The sequence below is a fragment of the Bariatricus sp. HCP28S3_F11 genome (genome assembly GCF_052065395.1).
Taxonomy (GTDB): domain Bacteria; phylum Bacillota; class Clostridia; order Lachnospirales; family Lachnospiraceae; genus Allocoprococcus.
The window spans coordinates 57,384-76,091 of record NZ_JBQHUC010000002.1; the positions used below are offsets into that span (position 1 = coordinate 57,384).

Genomic DNA, 18,708 nt, shown 5'->3' on the forward strand with positions numbered 1-18,708 from the left:
ATATAAAAGGATTGCGATGCCACCCGTACACCGCAATCCTTTTTCTCTTTCACATTTTTACAGAGGACAACGCAATAATCATCACCGTCGTTTGCACACGGCTTAAGTACTACGAATGGATTGCATTACAGCTGATGCGCTCTTCTTCAGACCACGCACTGTAAGTCTCATTCTCACCATACGCGCGCACTCTGACCGTCGCACACTCAACACCGTTTTCCGTCTTTTGTTTCGGACATTCTGTGATAAAGTCATCACTTCCTTCTTTCACACTGAGATAAGCATTTGTTGTCTCATAAGTCTTTTTGGTTCCATCCGGTTTGGTAATCTCCACTTTGTAAGAAGTCGCACCTTCTACTTCTCCCCATTCAATCTTGAGGAATGAATATGTGCCATATATTTTCCCTTTATGGCGATACGTAGTTGAAGTCAACTCCGGTTTGTCCAGAATCATCTTTTCAATCTGCTTCTTTGCAGCCTGATTGACAGCTTCCTTCACACTGTCGGATAACTCAACATGGATCTGCGGAATCTTTGGCATACTGATAGAATATTTGGGTGTCGCGGCAAATACCGGCAATGAAGAGCTTGCACATAAAACGAGTGCAGTTACAAATGATACCATTTTTTTCATAATTTTTTACCTTCCTTTTCTTTAGATGTGAGGAATGAGCCTGCCATACCGGCAATCAATATGGTAATGATGTGATTATTTGTGTAATTATCGAACAATTACGACTGATTATTTTTTCAAAACTGGTAAATTTTGAAGCTCTTAAAAAAGAGCCAGAACGCTTTTGAAAACAAAATACATGATAAGCACATGTATCCATGATAATAAATTGATAGTAATAATAGATTTTTGTCCTTGAAAGATATAACAACTGTCTGATTAGGTCAATTCCTTAAATATCCATGACGATCACCCTCCTTCGTATAAATCTGACGTTCCGTGAGCATATCACATTTCCATAAATCATATTCATGCTCCAATCCTCTTGTCATGCAGAAGTGTCGGTTTCAGATAATAACTCCTCGTCTTCCGCCACCTCTTTCGGACAAGTATTATTATAACAGATGTTTCGTTCCCTGTCATTGAAGTTGTAGTTTAATTTTACATGTTCATTTTACATGTTCATTTTTCCACCGCATTATTTCAGTTCCATCCAGATCTTTCCAAACAAATTCATCCTGCTCCAGAATCATATATCCATGATGGCTTTCCTCTTTCGGAATGGAAACGGAACCCGGATTCATATAAACATACTCCTCATGCTGCGTGCATTTCGGCACATGAGTGTGTCCGTTCAGAAGGATATCTCCTTTCTGAATCGGAGGCAAATTCTTTTCGTTATAAACGTGTCCATGTGTCGCATAGATTGTCGTTTTTCCATCGCATACAATACAATAATCCGCCAGAACCGGGAACTTCAGCACCATCTGATCTACTTCTGTATCACAGTTTCCTCTCACGCAGAGAATCTGATCCTTCCGCGCGTTCAACAGTTCTATAACTGCCTTCGGTGCATAATCTCTCGGCAGATCATTTCGCGGCCCATGATACAGGACATCGCCGAGAAGCAATAACTTCCCCGCCTTTTCTCTGTCATATGCCTCCAGCATTTTTTTACAATAATATTCCGACCCGTGAATGTCGGATGCGATCATCCATTTCATTTTTCTTTCCTCATCTTTCTGTCTTTTTTCCACTAAACCAATTCCAACAGAATCTTGTTTTAATACTCGATCCCGCGCCGGGCATAAATTCCCTGATCGAATGGGTGCTTTCTTTTTGTAATCTCAGAGATATAATCCGCCAGTTCCAGAAGCTCCGGTTCCGGATTTCTTCCGGTCAGAACGACCTCCAAGCCTTTCGGCCGTTCTTTCAGAAACGTTACAGCCGCTTCGTGGTCGATCATTCCGTATTGATAAGCCGCCATAAACTCATCCATGACCAGCATATCATAAGGCTCTTCCTGTATTTTCCGGATTGCGTCATCCCACAGCTTCGCATAGGCGCTTCGTGCCTCTTCCTGCTCTTTTGCGTCAAGCGTCTTAAAGAAACCGAAGCTTTTTGTCATATGCATCACTTCGATTTCCGGTATGATATCCAGAATCCGCAGTTCTCCAGAATTCTCATTTTTCAGAAAACGTACGAACAGCACCTTAAGTCCACAGCCAGCCGCACGGACGGCAAGTCCTGTTGCCGCTGTCGTTTTCCCTTTTCCGTCTCCGCAATAAATATGAATCATTCCACTTTCCATCCACCGCTCCCTTCCTTCCATTCACAGATTTTGCCACTCTTTTTGGCAGCATGCAGAAGTTCTGCTATCCGCTGGTTTCCCTCTCCGATCGTAACGCCTGCGTTGATAACGTACTGGCAGGAATCGATCGTTGCTTTTGCCTCCTGATATGCCTCATCACGGATACTGCAAAATGGTTCTTCTTCGATCACCTTTGCCGCAAGCCTTTTCGCCACATGATAGTCCACGTCATTGCGGTATAGTATTCCGGCAGCAAACGGAATATTTTCTTTCTGCAGTTTCCTGTATACCGGAATGCCTGTTCCGCAGGCGGAGATTACAAAAACACGCGGCTCTCCCTCCGGTCTCGGAAGCTCGACACTTCCAAAGCACGGGTCATAGGATCCGTTGTCGAGTCCGTAGAGTTCCCGGATTACTTCTTCTTTGAATACTTCTTCCGGTTTCCCATAGCAGAAAATCCGGTCACCCCTGACGCAGAGAATCCTATCCGATATTTTCTGTGCCAGATCGATCTCGTGAAGCGACATGACGACCGTGATTTTTTTCTCCTTTGCCAGTTTCCGGAGCATCGACAGAAGTTCGAGTTTATAATGAATATCCAGATAGGAAGTCGGTTCATCCAGGATCAGAACCTCCGGCTCCTGGCAGATCGCACGCGCAAGCATGATCCGCTGTCTCTGCCCGTCACTGATCGCCTGAAAGCTTTGATTTTCAAGCTCACGGACATGCACCGCTTCCATTGCCTCATCTACGATTTCTTTATCTTTCTTCGTGAGGATCCCCAGCCTTCCGGTATACGGATACCGACCGGTTTCCACCACATCGCGGCAGGTCATCAGTTCCGTCTTCATCCGCTCCGTCAGCACCACCGCCATTTTCCTGGCAAGAATAGCATTTTCCATAGCATCAATCCTCTCATCCGCAATGGAGACATTTCCTCCAAGCGTTTTGATCTGTCGGGTGATACTTTTTAAAATGGTCGATTTTCCAGCACCATTTGGACCGATCAGTGTTACGATCTCCCCTTTTTGAATCTCCGTGCAAATATCGCGGATCAGGGGTTTCCCATGATAGCCTACCGTCAGATCCTGCAACTTTACATATGCATTTTCCATCATTCTCTTCCCTTCTGTCTGTGCAGCATCATAAAGATGACGACCGGTGCTCCGAAAATGGAAGTGACCGTACTGATATTGAGTTCCAGCGGTGCAAATGCCATCCGTGCAATAAGATCACACCCCATGCAGAACACCGCTCCTCCCAGAAATGTTCCCGGGATCACGATCAGCGGCCTTGCCGTATTCAGCATCCTCTTAACCAGAAACGGAACCGCGATCCCAACAAAAGAAACCGGTCCGGCAAATGCGGTCACACAGCCCGACAGCATACTGGATAGCAGGATCAGAAGCACACGAAAAACCCGGATATTGACTCCTGCGCTTCTCGCATAGGCTTCGCCAAGCTGGTACGCACCGATTGGCTTGGAATAGAGGAAGGTAATCACAACGGTGACAGCAATCAATACAAAAGCAACCTTCACGTTGCTCCAGCTCATCCCGGAAAAGCTTCCCTGAGACCAGCCGTGCAGATTCATGATATCCGAGTCCTCCGCAAATGTAACCACAAAATCCGTAACCGCCGAACAGATATAGCCGATCATGATTCCGGCCACCAGAAGGGTTGCCATATGATTGATCTTTCTTGACATCAGAAGGATGAATCCGGTCGCAATCAGTGAACCTATAAATGCCGCTATAATGAGCGTATACGAAGAGACTCTGCTGAAGTACTTCAGAAATACGATCATCGTCAGGGCGACCACCATTTTCGCGCCCGAGGAAATGCCAAGCACAAAGGGGCCTGCAATCGGATTGGCAAAAAAAGTCTGAAGCAGGAACCCGGACAGAGAAAGGGCACCTCCGAGAAGGGCTGCCATCAGAACTCTTGGCAGACGAATTTTCCAGATGATTCTGTAATTCGCATCCTGCTTTGCCTGTCCGAATAGAATATTCAAAATCTCAGAAACAGAAATATGTACGTTTCCCGTATTAATATTCAGCACAATAATCACACAAAATGCAGCCAGAAGTCCGGCAAACACCAGCAAATACCGGATCCGTCTTCTCATCTCTTCCATTCGTACCGGCTTATTCTTCCTTTTCTCCATTGTTCCTCACTTTCTCATATCCTGATATCGTCATGACACTTTATATAAAAATGTCATCTCCTCCGTTTTTCCATCGGTAAGCATCAGATGAATGTCTGTAATCAGATTTCCGACAATGTCTGTCGCCTGATACAGGTACTTTCCGGTACACCACACATTTCCTTCCCGCACCGCTTTAAAATCTGCAAACAGCTCACTTTTCGCCAGAAGATCCTCCATCGATTCCACCGGATTATCGATTGATGAATTGTAGATCAGATAGTCCGCGTCGGCTGCAGATGCAAAGAATTCTTCCATAGAAATGCTGATCGACGCACTGTTATTTTCCGTATTTTCAAGATCATCGAAAACATAACGTCCACCCGCAATCTCGATCATTTTCGGAATGTAATCTTCGGACTTTCTGACCACGACGGTTCCATCGGTACTCACATAGAAAAAGGCAACCGTCTGCTCTGTATTTTCAAAGTCCTTCAGTTCTTCGATTACTTTGGACTGTTCCTTGAAAAATGTCTCTGCCTGTTCTTCTTTGTCCAGCATCGCGGCATAGACCTTGATCCACTCCGTTCTTCCAAGCGGATGCGTCTCATAACTGGACCGGTCGATAAATACCGGAATCTCAAGCATCTCAAGCATCTCCTGCACCTTCGGAGTATGCAGGATCATCGTGGATTCAATAGCCAGATCACATTCCTCATCGATCAGGAGTTCATAATCCGGCTCACTGTATTTTCCGGCATAAAGGATGGCGCCATCTTCCATAGCCTGCACCGCATTTTCAATGTACCAGCCGGATTTTTGTGTCCCGCTCAGGCGAATCGCATCCAATGCATCAAGCGAATCAAATAATGCCATCACCGATGTTGCCGCAAGATAAATACGGTCCAGCGGCTGATGTAAAATCACGATGTCTTCTTCCAGATCCGACGGAATATTCCTGCCCTCCGGCACAAGAAGATAGTCTTCTCCGTCCCGGATCCGGATCAGCTTATATCCATCCTGATAATAATATACCCCGAACCCTTTTGCATAATCAAGTTCCATCGCAGATTCATAAGAAAGTCCCTTGATTTCCAACGGTCCCGACGTTTTTTTCGCCTCTTCCTGCTGTGATTCAGATGTCGTCTTATTCTCTTCCGTTTCCGGCTTCGTTTTCTCTTCCGGACCACATCCTGAAATTCCGAAAACCAGTACTGTAATCAGTATCATACACAGGAACCGTGCTGCTCTCTTTTTCATCGTATCCCTCTTTCCACTTTCGATCCGATCCGCAAAGCACAGATTTCCCATTCAAAAAAGCCCGCTTTTCCTGTACGAAAGCAGACTTCCCCCTGAAATATTCTGCAAATCTATGCTTTCATCGGAAGCTATTCACATTCTTCTCAGCAGGTCTCCTGACTTACAGCTCATCGCCCGGTTATGCCTTCTCGCGCTGGATACGCAATGACTTATCTATAACCTCGCTCCCTGTTTACAGTGGCCGGACCGCTCAGGATTTGCACCTGATTCCCTTTTAACCCGGCAGATCTGAATCATCTGCCCGGCACTGAAAAGCCCAATATAGAACACCCTCACTATAACATATCCCCGCCTGTATGGCAACCGCATTTTTCCCTTGAAATCCTTTCGAAATCCATTGCCTTTTATCCGGTAGATATAATATAATAAGCAGGACACTGTCACTTGTTACCACATAACAAAGGAGAATCGAAAATGAGCATTTTAAATGTTGAACATCTTTCCCACGGCTTCGGTGACCGCGCCATTTTTCATGATGTGTCCTTCCGTCTTCTGAAAGGCGAACACATTGGACTTGTCGGAGCCAACGGAGAAGGAAAATCTACTTTTTTTAATATTGTTACAGGAAAACTCCAGCCGGACGAAGGGAAAATCGAATGGGCAAAAAATGTCCGTGTCGGTTATCTCGATCAGCACACTGTACTTGAAAAGGGCATGACGATCCGCGATGTGCTGAAATCCGCCTTTTCCTGGCTTTTTGAACTGGAAACGAAGATGAACGAGATCTGTGACCGCCTCGGGGACGTGGATGAAGATACTATGATGACACTTATGGAAGAGCTTGGGACCATCCAGGACACACTGGCCATGCACGATTTCTATGTGATCGATGCAAAGGTCGAAGAAGTCGCACGCGCGCTGGGGCTTCTGGATCTTGGACTGGACAAGGATGTCACCGACTTAAGCGGCGGCCAGCGCACCCGTATCCTGCTCGGCAAACTCCTTCTGGAAAAGCCGGACATCCTGCTTCTGGACGAGCCAACCAACTATCTGGACGAAGAGCATATCAACTGGCTGAAACGTTATCTCACCGAATATGAAAATGCGTTCGTCCTGATTTCCCATGACATTCCGTTTCTGAATGAAGTGGTGAACATCATTTATCATATGGAAAATCAGGAACTGAACCGCTACGTCGGAGATTATGACAATTTCCAGAAAATCTACGAAGTGAAGAAAGCCCAGCTTGAGGCTGCCTACAAGAAGCAGCAGCAGGAAATCAGCCAACTCAAGGATTTTGTGGCACGCAATAAAGCGCGCGTCTCCACCCGCAACATGGCCATGTCCCGTCAGAAAAAGCTGGATAAGATGGATGTCATAGAGCTCGCCGCCGAGCGTCCGAAGCCGGAATTCCATTTCCGCCTCGGCCGGACACCGGGTAAATACATCTTTGAGACCAAAGATTTCGTCATCGGTTACGACGAACCCCTTTCACGGCCTCTGAACCTCACGCTGGAGCGTGGCCAGAAAATTGCGCTGACCGGTGCAAACGGAATCGGAAAGACTACGCTGATCAAGAGTATTCTCGGTCTGGTTCCTCCGCTTTCCGGTAAATGTGAGCTGGGCGAGAATCTGCTGACCGGCTATTTTGAACAGGAGGCAGACCACAACAACCGAACCACCTGCATCGATGAGATCTGGGAAGAATTCCCTTCCTACACTCAGTATGAAGTACGCTCCGCGCTCGCCAAATGCGGACTTACGACCAAACACATCGAAAGCCAGATTCGCGTCTTGAGCGGCGGGGAACAGGCAAAAGTGCGCCTGTGCAAGATCCTGAACAAAGAAACCAATGTGCTGATGCTGGACGAACCTACCAATCATCTGGATGTAGATGCCAAGGATTCACTGAAAAAGGCACTTCAGGAATACCGCGGGACCCTGCTCCTCATCTGCCATGAGCCGGAATTCTACCAGGATATTGTAAATGCGGTGTGGGACTGCTCCAAATGGACGACAAAGATTGTGTAATTGTTATTCACACAAAAACAATTTCAGGGGTTGACTGATATTATGTTATCAATCACCCCCTGTTCTTATCCCCGTATCTTCTCTTTAATTCATCAAATACCTCTTCCAGCGCAAGTCCTTCTTCCTCCGGTCTTCCCACCACAACCAGCACAGTCCCGGTCTCCTTTGCAGCCTTAACTTTTTCCGGGAATCCCCCCGCTTTGCCGGACTCTTTCGTGACAAAATATTTTGCATCCACATGCCGGAGCATTGCCAGATTCATTTCCTCCGAAAACGGTCCCTGCATAGCAATCAGATGTTTCCCCTCAAACCCAAGCCGGATACTGTCCTCCACCGCTTTCCCCGTCGACAGAACCCTCGCAAAACATCGCTCTTTATAATTGGGGATGGAAGCATACTTTTCCAGTTCCTTACTTCCCGTCGCAATCAGAATATTCCCCTCCGTTTTCTCCAGATATTCCACCGCCTGCTTCACAGTACTCGTCCAAACGATCTCTCCGGTCTCTACCGTGAATGCCTCTTCACACTCCCTCCGCAGACACCTCAAATACTCCGTCCCCGTATTCTCACATGCTTTACGAATATTCCGTGTCACAAGAACCGCAAACGGATGAGTCGCATCAATCACAAGCTCAACCTTTTCTTTCCTAATAAACGCTTCAATCTGCCCCTCATCCATTCTTCCAACAAAAGTCTGTATATTATCACAATCATCCAGACACGTTTTACCATATTCCGTTGCCACACTTACGAGAGCCTGAACCTTTAATCCCCCAGCAAATTCTGCCAGTTCCCTGCCCTCCGTCGTTCCTGCAAAAATCAAAATCTTCTCCATTTTTTCTCCCTGTCGTTGGGGACGGTTCTTCCCAGTTATTTCCAATGATTCAGTTTCGGAACCACTGCTTCCATATGCGCTCGCACCTGTTCTGCAGGCCAATTCTCATTTGCCAAATGTTCTACACAAAAATCGATCAGCTGTTCTTTACTCGTATACTTGAATTCGCCATCCGAATAGCACCACTTACAGTATTCTTCATTGAAATCGCCATTCGGCTCTTTGCTGATTGTGGAATCGTCAAGCGGCATTCCACAGCATTGGCATATCAACTGTCTCGGTGCACCCAAGAGGGTATTAATTGAAACATCAAATACCCTGGATAACAGTTTTAATGTGTCAGTATTAGGTACAGTCTCACCTTTTTCCCAACGAGACACAGCCTGTCTTGTAACCATTACTTTTTGTGCAAGTTCTTCCTGCGATAGTCCGCTTTTTCTGCGGAGTTCTAAAATAATATCTTTTGTCTCCATTGTTTTATCCTCCATAAGAAAAATATAACAATTTTTTATTTTTCATGCAAGCAACCCGCTGTTGCTGCAGATAAATTGATCTGTTCTGGGAAATGGAATCTGCAATTCTTATATCATTCATCAGCGGTACCGGAACTTCATCACAAGTGTGATGATAGAGAAATCCCGCATGACCATTCAGTTTAAGTTCAATGGCTCCAATCAAATATCAGTACACTAATATGACAATTTCATTTTCCGACAAACAACTGCAAATGTCATCTGTTCCAGACTCGTCTTCGGAAGGATCAGTTCCCCGTCCGGGCAAAAATATTTCACAGCCCTCTCACACACATTATCTACACCGGTAATACGACTCACGAATTCAGAACTTGTGCTTACCGATTTTACTGTCTTTAGCTCCTCCGCTGAAAATGTGTAAAATGGTATCTTCCATTCATCGGTCATTTCCAGAATGCCAGCTTCTTCTTTCTTCAGGTCAATACTCACAACGGCTTCTACCTGCTCCCGTTTCAGCCTCAGATCCTGCAAAATCTTATCCATACCTTCCTTCAGTTGCTCTGCAGGCACACCTTTCCGGCACCCTATTCCGACGATTACATTCTTCGGATAAAGGAACAGCGTATTCTCATTTTTCTCATCACAAGAATCATAAAACTGCCTGACAGCGATCCGGAAATTTGCGGCTCTCCCATCCTTCCGATCCTCTGTCTCCATCTTTTCACCACTTGAAAGCGACAATTCCTCCGGCACATCCCCTTCTATCGGAAACTCACACTCGAATTCGATTTTCTCCCCTCGAAGCACGGACGCCGAGATCTGCTTTGCCTTCTCCCGGTCCGAGATCAAAAGATGGTTCTTTACCGCAAATACATCGACTGCGAATTTCTTCTGCACATCCGTCGCTGTTGTGATCACAGGTATTGCTCCTGTCACTTCTGCAATATCATGTGCGATCTGTACCGCTCCTCCCACATGTCCTGAAAGCAATGGTATGATATATGTCCCTTTCTCATCCATCACAAGTACCGGAGAATCTGTAAATTTATCCTTCACCCACGGTGCAATCATCCGCACAGCAATCCCTGTCGCGCCGACAAATAAAAACGCAGCATTCCCCCAGTTTTCTCCGATCCATTCCGATATATCCTTATCTAATGTCTTCAAATCTGCACACTTGGCATATTTTGATGGTGCATAACCCTCACAAAAATATCCCATTTGCGACATTTGCAGACAGAGCTGCCTGTTCAGATGGCTCCCTTTTTCTGTAAAACTCAACACCAACAGTCTCATCAGAACTTCTCCATCTGTTCCACATTCAGTACAAACACCGTACTTCCTCCTACCTGGATATTGATTGGTACTGTCGGCGCTGCACCCAGACTTCCCTGTCCGGAAACCAATGCCGGATTCGCATAAGTAATCGTCTTACGTTCTCCGGAGTTCGCGCGGATTATTTCCAGAACTTCCGGAACCTTTTCATCCTCTACAACGGTCATGATCGTCGTATTTTTACCTTTCAGAAATCCGCCCGAAGTTGCCAGCTTCGTCACAAAATATCCTGCTGTATTCAGCTCATCTATCGTCTGTAACTCATCATTTTTCTGTAAAATTGCCATAATCATCTTCATAGACTCATACCCCCTGACGGTTTTGTTGGATATCGGAGTATAAATGGTACTCCATAGTAATATCTAGTATATTACCACAAAAAAAGAGACTTGTCATCGTAAGCTAAACATGTTAAGATATATAAAATTATTTTTCAAAGCATTCGAAATAATTTCTATAATTATCTGGCATTTAATTGTGCTGTTGCTGCTTTCGGATTTCTGCTGCAAAAACAATCCAAATCTTTCTCATATCACCACCGCCTCCCGGGAATTCTGAATCAGGTACATCAGAATATCTTCGAGCTTCAAATCTTCCTGACTTTGCCCACGTAATTCTTCAAATATTTTTTTCAGCTTTTGTTAAGTGTTCTGCTACGATCTTGTTCTCATACTTTTTTTCCATACCTATTCCTCTTATCCGAAAATATTTTCCACAACTGTCTGTTCCTTTTTCCATAGCCACAGACTTCCAAGTCCGGCATAAATTCCTCCCAGCAGAAGGATTCTCCATATAAGGTATCTATTATCTATAAAGCTTTTCTGATGTATCACCACATTCCTGAACAGCTCCACAGCCGGTGTTAGTGGAAAAATCTGTGCAAATCTCTGCATCCATTCCGGCAGGTACTGGATCGGAAATGCAATTCCGTGATCAGTGCTCTTCCGACATTCCTAAGTGTCGATACCGCCAGAACATTTATTGCCGATCCAAGAACCACATAGGTCATGTAATCCGCTCCTCCTGTATACTGATAATACTGAGCGTTCAAATTCCCTTTCAGGAAATAATGGTAAATAAAAAACGGATGAACGTTTTCCCGCTCATCCGTTTCAAAGAAATCAAATCTTACATTTTACTCCACAGAGATCACCTGATAGTCCTGATCTTCCACCGTCTTTCTCAGTACGTCATCAGAAATCTCTGCATTCAGCTTCACCACTGCCGTCCCTGCCTCATGGCTGACTTCTGCCACATCTACTTCCGGAAGTTTCTCCAGACATTTTTTCACTCTCGCCTCACAGTGTCCGCACATCATGCCTTCAATTTTCATTGTTTTTTCCATTGATTTTTCCTCCACTTTTTTCGTTTTTTTCTTTTTGATTTTCTTATCTTTTCCCGCATCATACATACGGAATAAGTTCAGCCGCAATGCATTTGTCACGACGCAGAAGCTGGAAAGGCTCATCGCCGCAGCGCCGAACATCGGATTCAGTTTCAGGCCAAAGACCGGAATCCATACCCCCGCCGCAAGCGGAATCCCGACTGTATTATAAAAGAATGCCCAGAACAAATTTTCATGGATATTTTTCAGAGTCGCACGGCTTAACCGGATCGATGCCGGTACATCAGTAAGACGGCTCTTCATCAGAACCACATCCGCCGCATCAATCGCAATATCCGTACCTGCTCCGATGGCAATTCCCATGTCTGCACGGGTCAGTGCCGGTGCGTCGTTGATTCCGTCACCGACCATGGCAACTTTTCCCTGCTTCTTAAGTCTGCGGATCACAGCTTCTTTTCCTTCCGGACGTACCCCCGCGATCACTTCATCCACACCGGCCTGCCTTCCGATCGCCTTCGCCGTACGCTCGTTGTCTCCGGTCAGCATAACCACATGAATTCCCATATTCTGCAGTTCTTTTACCGCCTGCCGGCTCTCTTCTTTCATCACATCTGCCACGGCGATGATACCGGCAAGCTTTTTATCTCTTGCAAAGAACAGCGGAGTCTTTCCTTCCTCTGCCAGGGCCTCAGACCGCTTTTTCATCTCTTCGGAAATGACTGCCCTGCTCAGGATAAATTCATAGTTTCCGCCATTCAACCTGTTTTCTCCGCATAAAGCTGTGAGCCCATTTCCCGGAAGTGCCTGAAACTCTTTGACTTCCACCGCTTTCATTTCCTTCTGGGAAGCATATGCTATGATCGCTTTTGCCAGCGGATGCTCACTTGGTTTCTCCAACGCATATGCCATCCGAAGAAGCTCATCTGCTGTAATACCCTCTGCCGGTATAATGTCCGTTACCCTCGGGTCTCCATTCGTGATCGTGCCGGTCTTATCCAGTGCGACGATCTCCATTTTCCCGGTCTCCTCCAGCGACACAGCGGTCTTAAACATGATTCCGTGTTTCGCCCCCATACCGTTTCCGACCATGATTGCAACCGGAGTGGCAAGTCCCAGCGCACACGGACAACTGATTACCAGCACTGAGATTCCTCTTGCAAGGGCAAATCCGATGCTTTCACCTGCGAGCAGCCAGACAATAGTTGTAATCACAGCAATGGTGATGACCGCCGGTACAAACACACCGGAAACCTTATCTGCCACTTTGGCGATCGGTGCTTTCGTCGCAGCCGCATCACTTACCATCTGAATGATCTGCGACAATGTCGTATCTTCTCCTACCCGCGTAGCTTCGCATTTCATAAAACCGGACTGATTCAATGTCGCCGCCGACACCATATCCCCGGCAGCCTTGTCGACCGGAATACTCTCTCCTGTGAGCGCCGCCTCATTGACTGCACTCATTCCTTCCAGCACGATGCCGTCAACCGGAATATTCTCACCCGGCCTGACCACGAAAATGTCTCCCTTTTTGACCTGTTCGATGGAAACCTCCATTTCTTTTCCATTTCTTTCCACAACAGCCGTCTTCGGTGCCAGCTTCATCAGGCTTTTCAGCGCATCCGTCGTCTTCCCTTTCGAGCGGGCCTCCAGCATTTTGCCAACTGTGATCAATGTTAAGATCATCGCCGCCGATTCGAAATAAAACTCATCCATATAGTACATGACTGCTTCCATATCTCCTCTGACCTGCGCATCCGTCATCGCAAACAGCGCATACACACTGTAAATAAAAGATGCTGCCGATCCAAGAGCCACCAGTGTATCCATATTGGGTGCCTTATGCCAGAGACTTTTAAATCCACTGATGAAAAACTTTTGATTGATCACCATAATGCTGATCGTAAGCAGCATCTGCAAAAGCCCCATCGCAACATGGTTTCCCTCGAAAAACGGGGGAAGCGGCCAGTTCCACATCATGTGCCCCATAGAAAAATACATAAGTACAATGAGAAATCCAAGGGATGCGACCAGCCTTTTTTTCAAAATCGGTGTCTCATGATCTCTCAGCATCTCCTCCGCTTCCATACTCCTGCTCTTTCCGGATTGCACAGTCTCTCCTTTTCTGGACGCCCCATAACCGGCTTCTTCCACCGCCTTTATGATAGCGGCAGAGGAAGCAGTTCCTTCCACGCCCATTGAATTCGTCAAAAGGCTCACCGAACAGGACGTGACTCCCTCCACTTTCGATACCGCCTTTTCCACACGGGCACTGCACGCCGCACAGCTCATTCCCGTAACTGTATATTGTTCCATTTATGTCTCCTTTTCGTTTTCTCTTATTCTTTACTACATAAAAACGAATCATTCTTAGAAATTCAAGTATGCTTTCCTACTTCATCAGCTTCTGAAGCACCGCGACCAGTTCATCCACCGTCTCTTCCTTACCTGCCCGGATGTCGTTTGTCACACAGGTCTTTATATGATTCGCAAGAAGCACTTTATTAAAACTGTTCAGTGCGGCATTGACTGCCGATACCTGGATCAGGATATCCGTACAATATGCATTCCGCTCTACCATTCCTTTGATTCCGCGTACCTGTCCTTCGATCCGGTTCAGGCGATTGAGCAGATCTTTATACTCTTTTTCAGAACGTTCCTTTGTCTTATGGCACGCACATTCTACTCGCTCCTCCATCTTCTTTTACACCTCCTTTTTCGCTTATTATATACCCCATATGGGTATATTTCAACTATTATTTCACAAAATTTCAAAATTTCTAAATAGTAAAAACCCGGAAAGAATGACACACTCATCATTCTTTCCGGGTTCTTTTCCCGATTCTTATTCAAATCTGACTTTAATGTATGCCTTGATTTCTTCCACACATTTCTCAAATCCCAGCTTTCCGCTGTTCAGACAGAGATCATAGTTTCTCGCATCGGTCCACTCACGTCCGGTATAGTGCCTGTAGTAATCCGCACGATATTTATCGGTCTTTGCAATGAACTTCTGCATCTCACTTTCTGTCATGCTGTTGCGTTCCATCGCTCTCGCAAGATTGAATTCTTCCGATGCATGGACGAACACACTGACTACATTCGGATAGTCCTTCAGGACAAAATCCGCCGCACGCCCGATGATCACACAGCTTTCGGTTTCCGCCAGCCGTTTCATGATTTTCGCCTGATAATTAAACAGGTTCTTCGCCGAAACGAAATCACTGCTGGACGGCGGGATCACATCGCCTGTGTAGACGTCCGTCGTCATGCGGAGGATCGGACTGTTCTGCAGCTTTTCATCCAACTGCCGGAACAGATGCTCAGCAATTCCGCTTTCTTCAGATGCCATCTCAAGCAGATTGCTTCCGTAGCAGGGAATCCCCATTTCCTTTGCAAACATCTCTCCGATCGTCTTTCCGCCGCTTCCATACTGTCTCGCAACCGTAATTACAATGTTTTCCATTTGCACTCCTCCTATTCACCAAGATATGCTTTTTTAATAGAATCATCGTTCATCAATACTTTTGCATCGCCCTCCAGAACAATTCTACCTGTCTCAAGTACATATGCCCTGTCCGCAATAGAAAGTGCTTTTTTTGCATTCTGTTCTACAAGAAGTACCGTCGTTCCGCCCTTGCTTACTTCCTGAATAATATCAAAGATCTCATTAACCAGAATCGGAGAAAGTCCCATGGAAGGTTCATCCATTACAATGATCTTCGGATGAGACATCAGTGCACGTCCCATCGCCAGCATCTGCTGCTCGCCGCCGCTTAGGGTTCCTGCGAGCTGATTCTTTCTCTCTTCCAGACGCGGGAAACGTTTGTAGACCATTTCCAGCGTCTTCTCGATCTCGTCCTTATCTTTTCTTGTATAAGCGCCCATCTTCAGGTTCTCATATACGGTCAGTTCCGCAAAGACTCTTCGTCCTTCCGGTACATGCGCAATTCCCAGAGACACGATCTTATGTGCCGGAACCTTTGTAATGTCTTTTCCTTCGAAGATTACAGAGCCTTTCTTTGGTGACAGAAGACCTGTGATCGTGTGCAGGGTCGTCGTCTTTCCCGCACCGTTGGCACCGATCAGAGCGATGACTTCCCCTTCATTGACCTCGAAGGAAATGCCCTTGATTGCCTGAATCATGCCGTAATATACTTCAATATCCTTAATTTCAAGCATTGCCATGTCCGTCATCCCTCCTATTCGCCCAGATATGCCTTGATTACTTCCGGATTATTCAGCACTTCACTGGTTTCACCCTCAGCAAGCACCTGTCCAAAGTTCAGCACAGTCAGTTTTTCACAGATTCCGGATACCAGCTTCATGTCGTGTTCGATGAGAAGGATCGTCATGTCAAATTTGTCTCTTACAAAACGGATCGTGTTCATCAGATCCTGTGTCTCGTTCGGGTTCATACCTGCCGCCGGCTCATCCAGAAGAAGCAGCTTCGGTTCTGTTGCCAGTGCTCTTGTGATCTCAAGCTCTCTCTGCTTGCCGTATGGGAGGTTTGCGGCAAGCGTATCGGCATATTTATCAAGTCCGAACACGCTAAGAAGCTCTAGCGCTTTTTCATCCATTTCTTTTTCCACTTTATAATATTTCGGCAGACGGAGGATTCCTTCAATTGTCGAATATTTATGATGATTATGAAGCCCTACCTTGACATTGTCCAGTACAGACAGTCCCTTGAACAGACGAATATTCTGGAACGTTCTGGCAATTCCGGCCTTGTTGATATCAATCGTTTTCTTTCCTACGATATTCTCTCCATCCAGTGTAATGATTCCTTCTGTCGGTTTATATACTCCGGTAAGAAGGTTAAATACCGTCGTTTTTCCGGCCCCATTCGGTCCGATCAGCCCATACAGGCACCCTTTTTCAATTTCCATATGAAATTCATTTACCGCGCGAAGACCGCCAAAGGAGATTCCGAGATTCTTCACTTCCAATAATGCCATAACTATGCAGCCTCCTTTGTATTTTTCTTCCTGCCGGCTTTAAGTTTAGCCGCTAATTTTTCTCTCATTTCAATCGCTTTCGGCGCCCAGTTGAATAACATCATCACGATCATAACGATTGCATAGATCAACATACGATAGTCCTGCAGACCTCTCAGAAGCTCCGGCAGAAGCGTCAGAACGATTGCCGCAATGATCGAACCTCTGATATTACCGATACCGCCAAGAACAACGAATACAAGAATCATGATTGACATGTTGTAACCGAAGTTTTTGCTTGTAGCTGTCAGCGTCGCAAGGTTGTGGGAATACATAACTCCTGCAACTCCCGCAAGTGCGGCAGAAATCGCAAATGCCATCAACTTGTATTTTGTAATATTGATTCCGACTGATTCTGCCGCAATACGGTTATCACGGATCGCCATGATTGCACGGCCGCTGCGTGAATGAATCAGATTCAGAACAATGAACAGCGTCAGAAGAATCAGAAGTACACCGATCGTGAATGTAGAATCCTTAGGTGTTCCTGTAATTCCCTGCGGTCCGTTGATGATAACCTTGCCGCCTTCTTCCAGTCCAAGGGATATGGAATCCTTCGTAGAAAAATGAAGTCCGTTCGAATCTTTTCCGATGAAAAGGATATTGGCAATATTTTTAATAATCTCACCAAACGCCAGCGTTACAATCGCAAGATAGTCGCCCTTCAGCCGAAGCACCGGAATACCGATTAAGATTCCACAAATTCCCGCTGTAGCCGCTCCGATCAAAAGTGCCAGAAAAAATCTGATTCCGGAAGATGGAATCACATCCACCATGCATTTTGAAAAGAATGCACTAGTAAATGCTCCCACACACATAAATCCGGCATGTCCCAGGCTCAGTTCACCCAGAATACCAACCGTAAGGTTAAGAGAGACAGCCAGAATAATGTATGCACAGAGCGGCACCAGAAGTCCCTGAAGAAGACTGGACACATTTCCTGTAGCCACTAAAATCTGTACAACCGCATAAATCGCAATGACCATCAGGTATGTAAGCAAATTGCTCTTTGTCGTTTTGTTCATTTTCTTTATATTTTTCATCATTGCCACCTACACTTTCTCCTGAATATTCTTGCCAAGAAGCCCTGTAGGTTTCACGATCAGAACCACGATCAGCACTGCAAACACGATTGCATCTGCCATCTGTGAAGAAATATATGCTTTACCGAATATTTCAATCACACCAAGAAGGATCCCGCCGATCATAGCACCCGGAATCGATCCGATTCCGCCGAATACCGCCGCAACGAAAGCCTTGATACCGGGCATAGATCCGGTATACGGAGTAAGAGTCGGATATGCAGAGCAAAGAAGAACACCTGCGATTGCCGCGAGTGCAGATCCGATTGCAAATGTCAGCGCAATCGTTCCATTTACATTCACACCCATCAGCTGTGCAGCCCCCTTATCCTCCGAAACTGCTCTCATTGCCTGTCCTGCTTTTGTCTTCTTGATAAAAAGCTGCATACCGGTCATAATCACAACACAAGAAAGAATCGTAACGATCGTTTCTCCTGAAATTGTCAGTTTACCACCTGCAAGCACCAATGAAGGTACCTTGACTACAGATGTAAAAGACTTCGTGTTAGCTCCGAAAATCAAGAGTGCCAGATTCTGAAGCAGGTAGCTGACACCAATTGCCGTAATCAGCACAGCAAGTGAAGAAGATGCATTTAAAAGCGGTCGGTATGCAATTGTCTCGATCAATATACCAAGTACTGTACAAAAAACAATTCCAATGAGAACTGCCGCTGCCGGAGGAAGCCCTGCCCCCGTAATCACAGTCAGCACCACATAAGCACCGATCATTATGACATCCCCGTGAGCAAAGTTCAGCATTTTAGCAATACCATAAACCATTGTATAGCCAAGCGCTATAATAGCATAAACACTGCCCAGACTTATGCCATTAATGAGATAAGATATAAAACTCATATAATTCTCACATTCCTTTCCTTTTTGAAATATATTATAACATGTACAAAAACAGAAGGCTACCATAAGATAGCCTTCCATA

At 45.8% G+C, this 18,708-nt stretch carries 19 protein-coding genes and 1 riboswitch; of the genes, 1 reads left to right on the forward strand and 18 read right to left on the reverse strand.

All coding sequences use genetic code 11. The annotated features are described in order from the left end of the window. Window positions 1–109: 109 nt before the first annotated feature. The 6 genes from ACTNBR_RS01415 to ACTNBR_RS01440 all read right to left on the reverse strand — a co-directional run bounded on the left by ACTNBR_RS01415 (window position 110) and on the right by ACTNBR_RS01440 (window position 5,670). Window positions 110–634: a hypothetical protein gene (locus tag ACTNBR_RS01415; protein WP_427807216.1), complete on the reverse strand. Its 525-nt coding sequence runs from the start codon at window positions 632–634 to the stop codon at window positions 110–112. 488 nt (window positions 635–1,122) lie between these two features. After that, window positions 1,123–1,677 (reverse strand): phosphodiesterase, encoded by a 555-nt coding sequence (gene yfcE / locus ACTNBR_RS01420; RefSeq protein WP_427807215.1) that lies wholly within the window; start codon window positions 1,675–1,677, stop codon window positions 1,123–1,125. 59 nt (window positions 1,678–1,736) lie between these two features. Continuing rightward, window positions 1,737–2,264, reverse strand: a complete 528-nt coding sequence (locus ACTNBR_RS01425; protein ID WP_427807214.1) for a cob(I)yrinic acid a,c-diamide adenosyltransferase — start codon at window positions 2,262–2,264, stop codon at window positions 1,737–1,739. Beyond that, window positions 2,249–3,379, reverse strand: a complete 1,131-nt coding sequence (locus ACTNBR_RS01430) for an ABC transporter ATP-binding protein (protein ID WP_427820618.1) — start codon at window positions 3,377–3,379, stop codon at window positions 2,249–2,251. The genes ACTNBR_RS01425 and ACTNBR_RS01430 overlap by 16 nt, the downstream gene beginning before the upstream one ends. Next, on the reverse strand, window positions 3,379–4,431 hold the full coding sequence (locus ACTNBR_RS01435) for a FecCD family ABC transporter permease (protein ID WP_441016777.1): 1,053 nt from the start codon (window positions 4,429–4,431) through the stop codon (window positions 3,379–3,381). The genes ACTNBR_RS01430 and ACTNBR_RS01435 overlap by 1 nt, the downstream gene beginning before the upstream one ends. Window positions 4,432–4,461: 30 nt before the next feature. After that, window positions 4,462–5,670 (reverse strand): ABC transporter substrate-binding protein, encoded by a 1,209-nt coding sequence (locus tag ACTNBR_RS01440; protein WP_441042653.1) that lies wholly within the window; start codon window positions 5,668–5,670, stop codon window positions 4,462–4,464. A 128-nt stretch (window positions 5,671–5,798) separates the two neighbouring features. Beyond that, window positions 5,799–5,997, reverse strand: a riboswitch (cobalamin riboswitch). A gap of 147 nt (window positions 5,998–6,144) precedes the next feature. Between ACTNBR_RS01440 and ACTNBR_RS01445 the strand changes: the two genes are divergently transcribed. Then, entirely contained in the window at window positions 6,145–7,701 is a 1,557-nt protein-coding gene (locus tag ACTNBR_RS01445) for an ABC-F family ATP-binding cassette domain-containing protein (RefSeq protein ID WP_441016783.1), read from the forward strand. A 52-nt stretch (window positions 7,702–7,753) separates the two neighbouring features. Here ACTNBR_RS01445 and cobK read toward each other — a convergent pair whose 3' ends face one another. The 12 genes from cobK to ACTNBR_RS01505 all read right to left on the reverse strand — a co-directional run bounded on the left by cobK (window position 7,754) and on the right by ACTNBR_RS01505 (window position 18,626). Continuing rightward, complete coding sequence (gene cobK / locus ACTNBR_RS01450) at window positions 7,754–8,536, reverse strand: precorrin-6A reductase (RefSeq protein ID WP_441016786.1); 783 nt, start codon at window positions 8,534–8,536, stop codon at window positions 7,754–7,756. Between the two features lie 35 nt (window positions 8,537–8,571). Further along, window positions 8,572–9,009 carry a zinc ribbon domain-containing protein gene (locus tag ACTNBR_RS01455; protein ID WP_441016788.1) on the reverse strand — a complete coding sequence of 146 codons (438 nt, stop codon included), beginning with the start codon at window positions 9,007–9,009 and terminating at the stop codon, window positions 8,572–8,574. A gap of 216 nt (window positions 9,010–9,225) precedes the next feature. Beyond that, window positions 9,226–10,305 (reverse strand): cobalt-precorrin 5A hydrolase, encoded by a 1,080-nt coding sequence (locus tag ACTNBR_RS01460; protein WP_441016791.1) that lies wholly within the window; start codon window positions 10,303–10,305, stop codon window positions 9,226–9,228. After that, window positions 10,305–10,643, reverse strand: coding sequence for a cyclic-di-AMP receptor (locus ACTNBR_RS01465; RefSeq protein WP_427807205.1), 339 nt, complete (start codon window positions 10,641–10,643; stop codon window positions 10,305–10,307). The genes ACTNBR_RS01460 and ACTNBR_RS01465 overlap by 1 nt, the downstream gene beginning before the upstream one ends. A 563-nt stretch (window positions 10,644–11,206) precedes the next feature. Further along, complete coding sequence (locus ACTNBR_RS01470) at window positions 11,207–11,353, reverse strand: hypothetical protein (RefSeq protein ID WP_427807202.1); 147 nt, start codon at window positions 11,351–11,353, stop codon at window positions 11,207–11,209. 126 nt (window positions 11,354–11,479) lie between these two features. Next, window positions 11,480–14,005 carry a heavy metal translocating P-type ATPase gene (locus tag ACTNBR_RS01475; RefSeq protein ID WP_441016794.1) on the reverse strand — a complete coding sequence of 842 codons (2,526 nt, stop codon included), beginning with the start codon at window positions 14,003–14,005 and terminating at the stop codon, window positions 11,480–11,482. Window positions 14,006–14,081: 76 nt separating this feature from the next. Further along, a complete protein-coding gene (locus tag ACTNBR_RS01480) occupies window positions 14,082–14,387 on the reverse strand; it encodes a metal-sensing transcriptional repressor (RefSeq protein WP_427807200.1) in 306 nt (101 codons plus the stop codon). Between the two features lie 147 nt (window positions 14,388–14,534). Continuing rightward, window positions 14,535–15,155 (reverse strand): AAA family ATPase, encoded by a 621-nt coding sequence (locus tag ACTNBR_RS01485; protein WP_427807199.1) that lies wholly within the window; start codon window positions 15,153–15,155, stop codon window positions 14,535–14,537. Window positions 15,156–15,166: 11 nt separating this feature from the next. Beyond that, window positions 15,167–15,877, reverse strand: coding sequence for an ABC transporter ATP-binding protein (locus ACTNBR_RS01490; RefSeq protein ID WP_427807198.1), 711 nt, complete (start codon window positions 15,875–15,877; stop codon window positions 15,167–15,169). 14 nt (window positions 15,878–15,891) lie between these two features. Next, window positions 15,892–16,650 carry an ABC transporter ATP-binding protein gene (locus tag ACTNBR_RS01495; protein ID WP_427807197.1) on the reverse strand — a complete coding sequence of 253 codons (759 nt, stop codon included), beginning with the start codon at window positions 16,648–16,650 and terminating at the stop codon, window positions 15,892–15,894. Window positions 16,651–16,652: 2 nt separating this feature from the next. Then, entirely contained in the window at window positions 16,653–17,732 is a 1,080-nt protein-coding gene (locus ACTNBR_RS01500) for a branched-chain amino acid ABC transporter permease (RefSeq protein ID WP_427807267.1), read from the reverse strand. Between the two features lie 9 nt (window positions 17,733–17,741). Continuing rightward, complete coding sequence (locus tag ACTNBR_RS01505; protein WP_427807196.1) at window positions 17,742–18,626, reverse strand: branched-chain amino acid ABC transporter permease; 885 nt, start codon at window positions 18,624–18,626, stop codon at window positions 17,742–17,744. Window positions 18,627–18,708 lie beyond the last annotated feature (82 nt).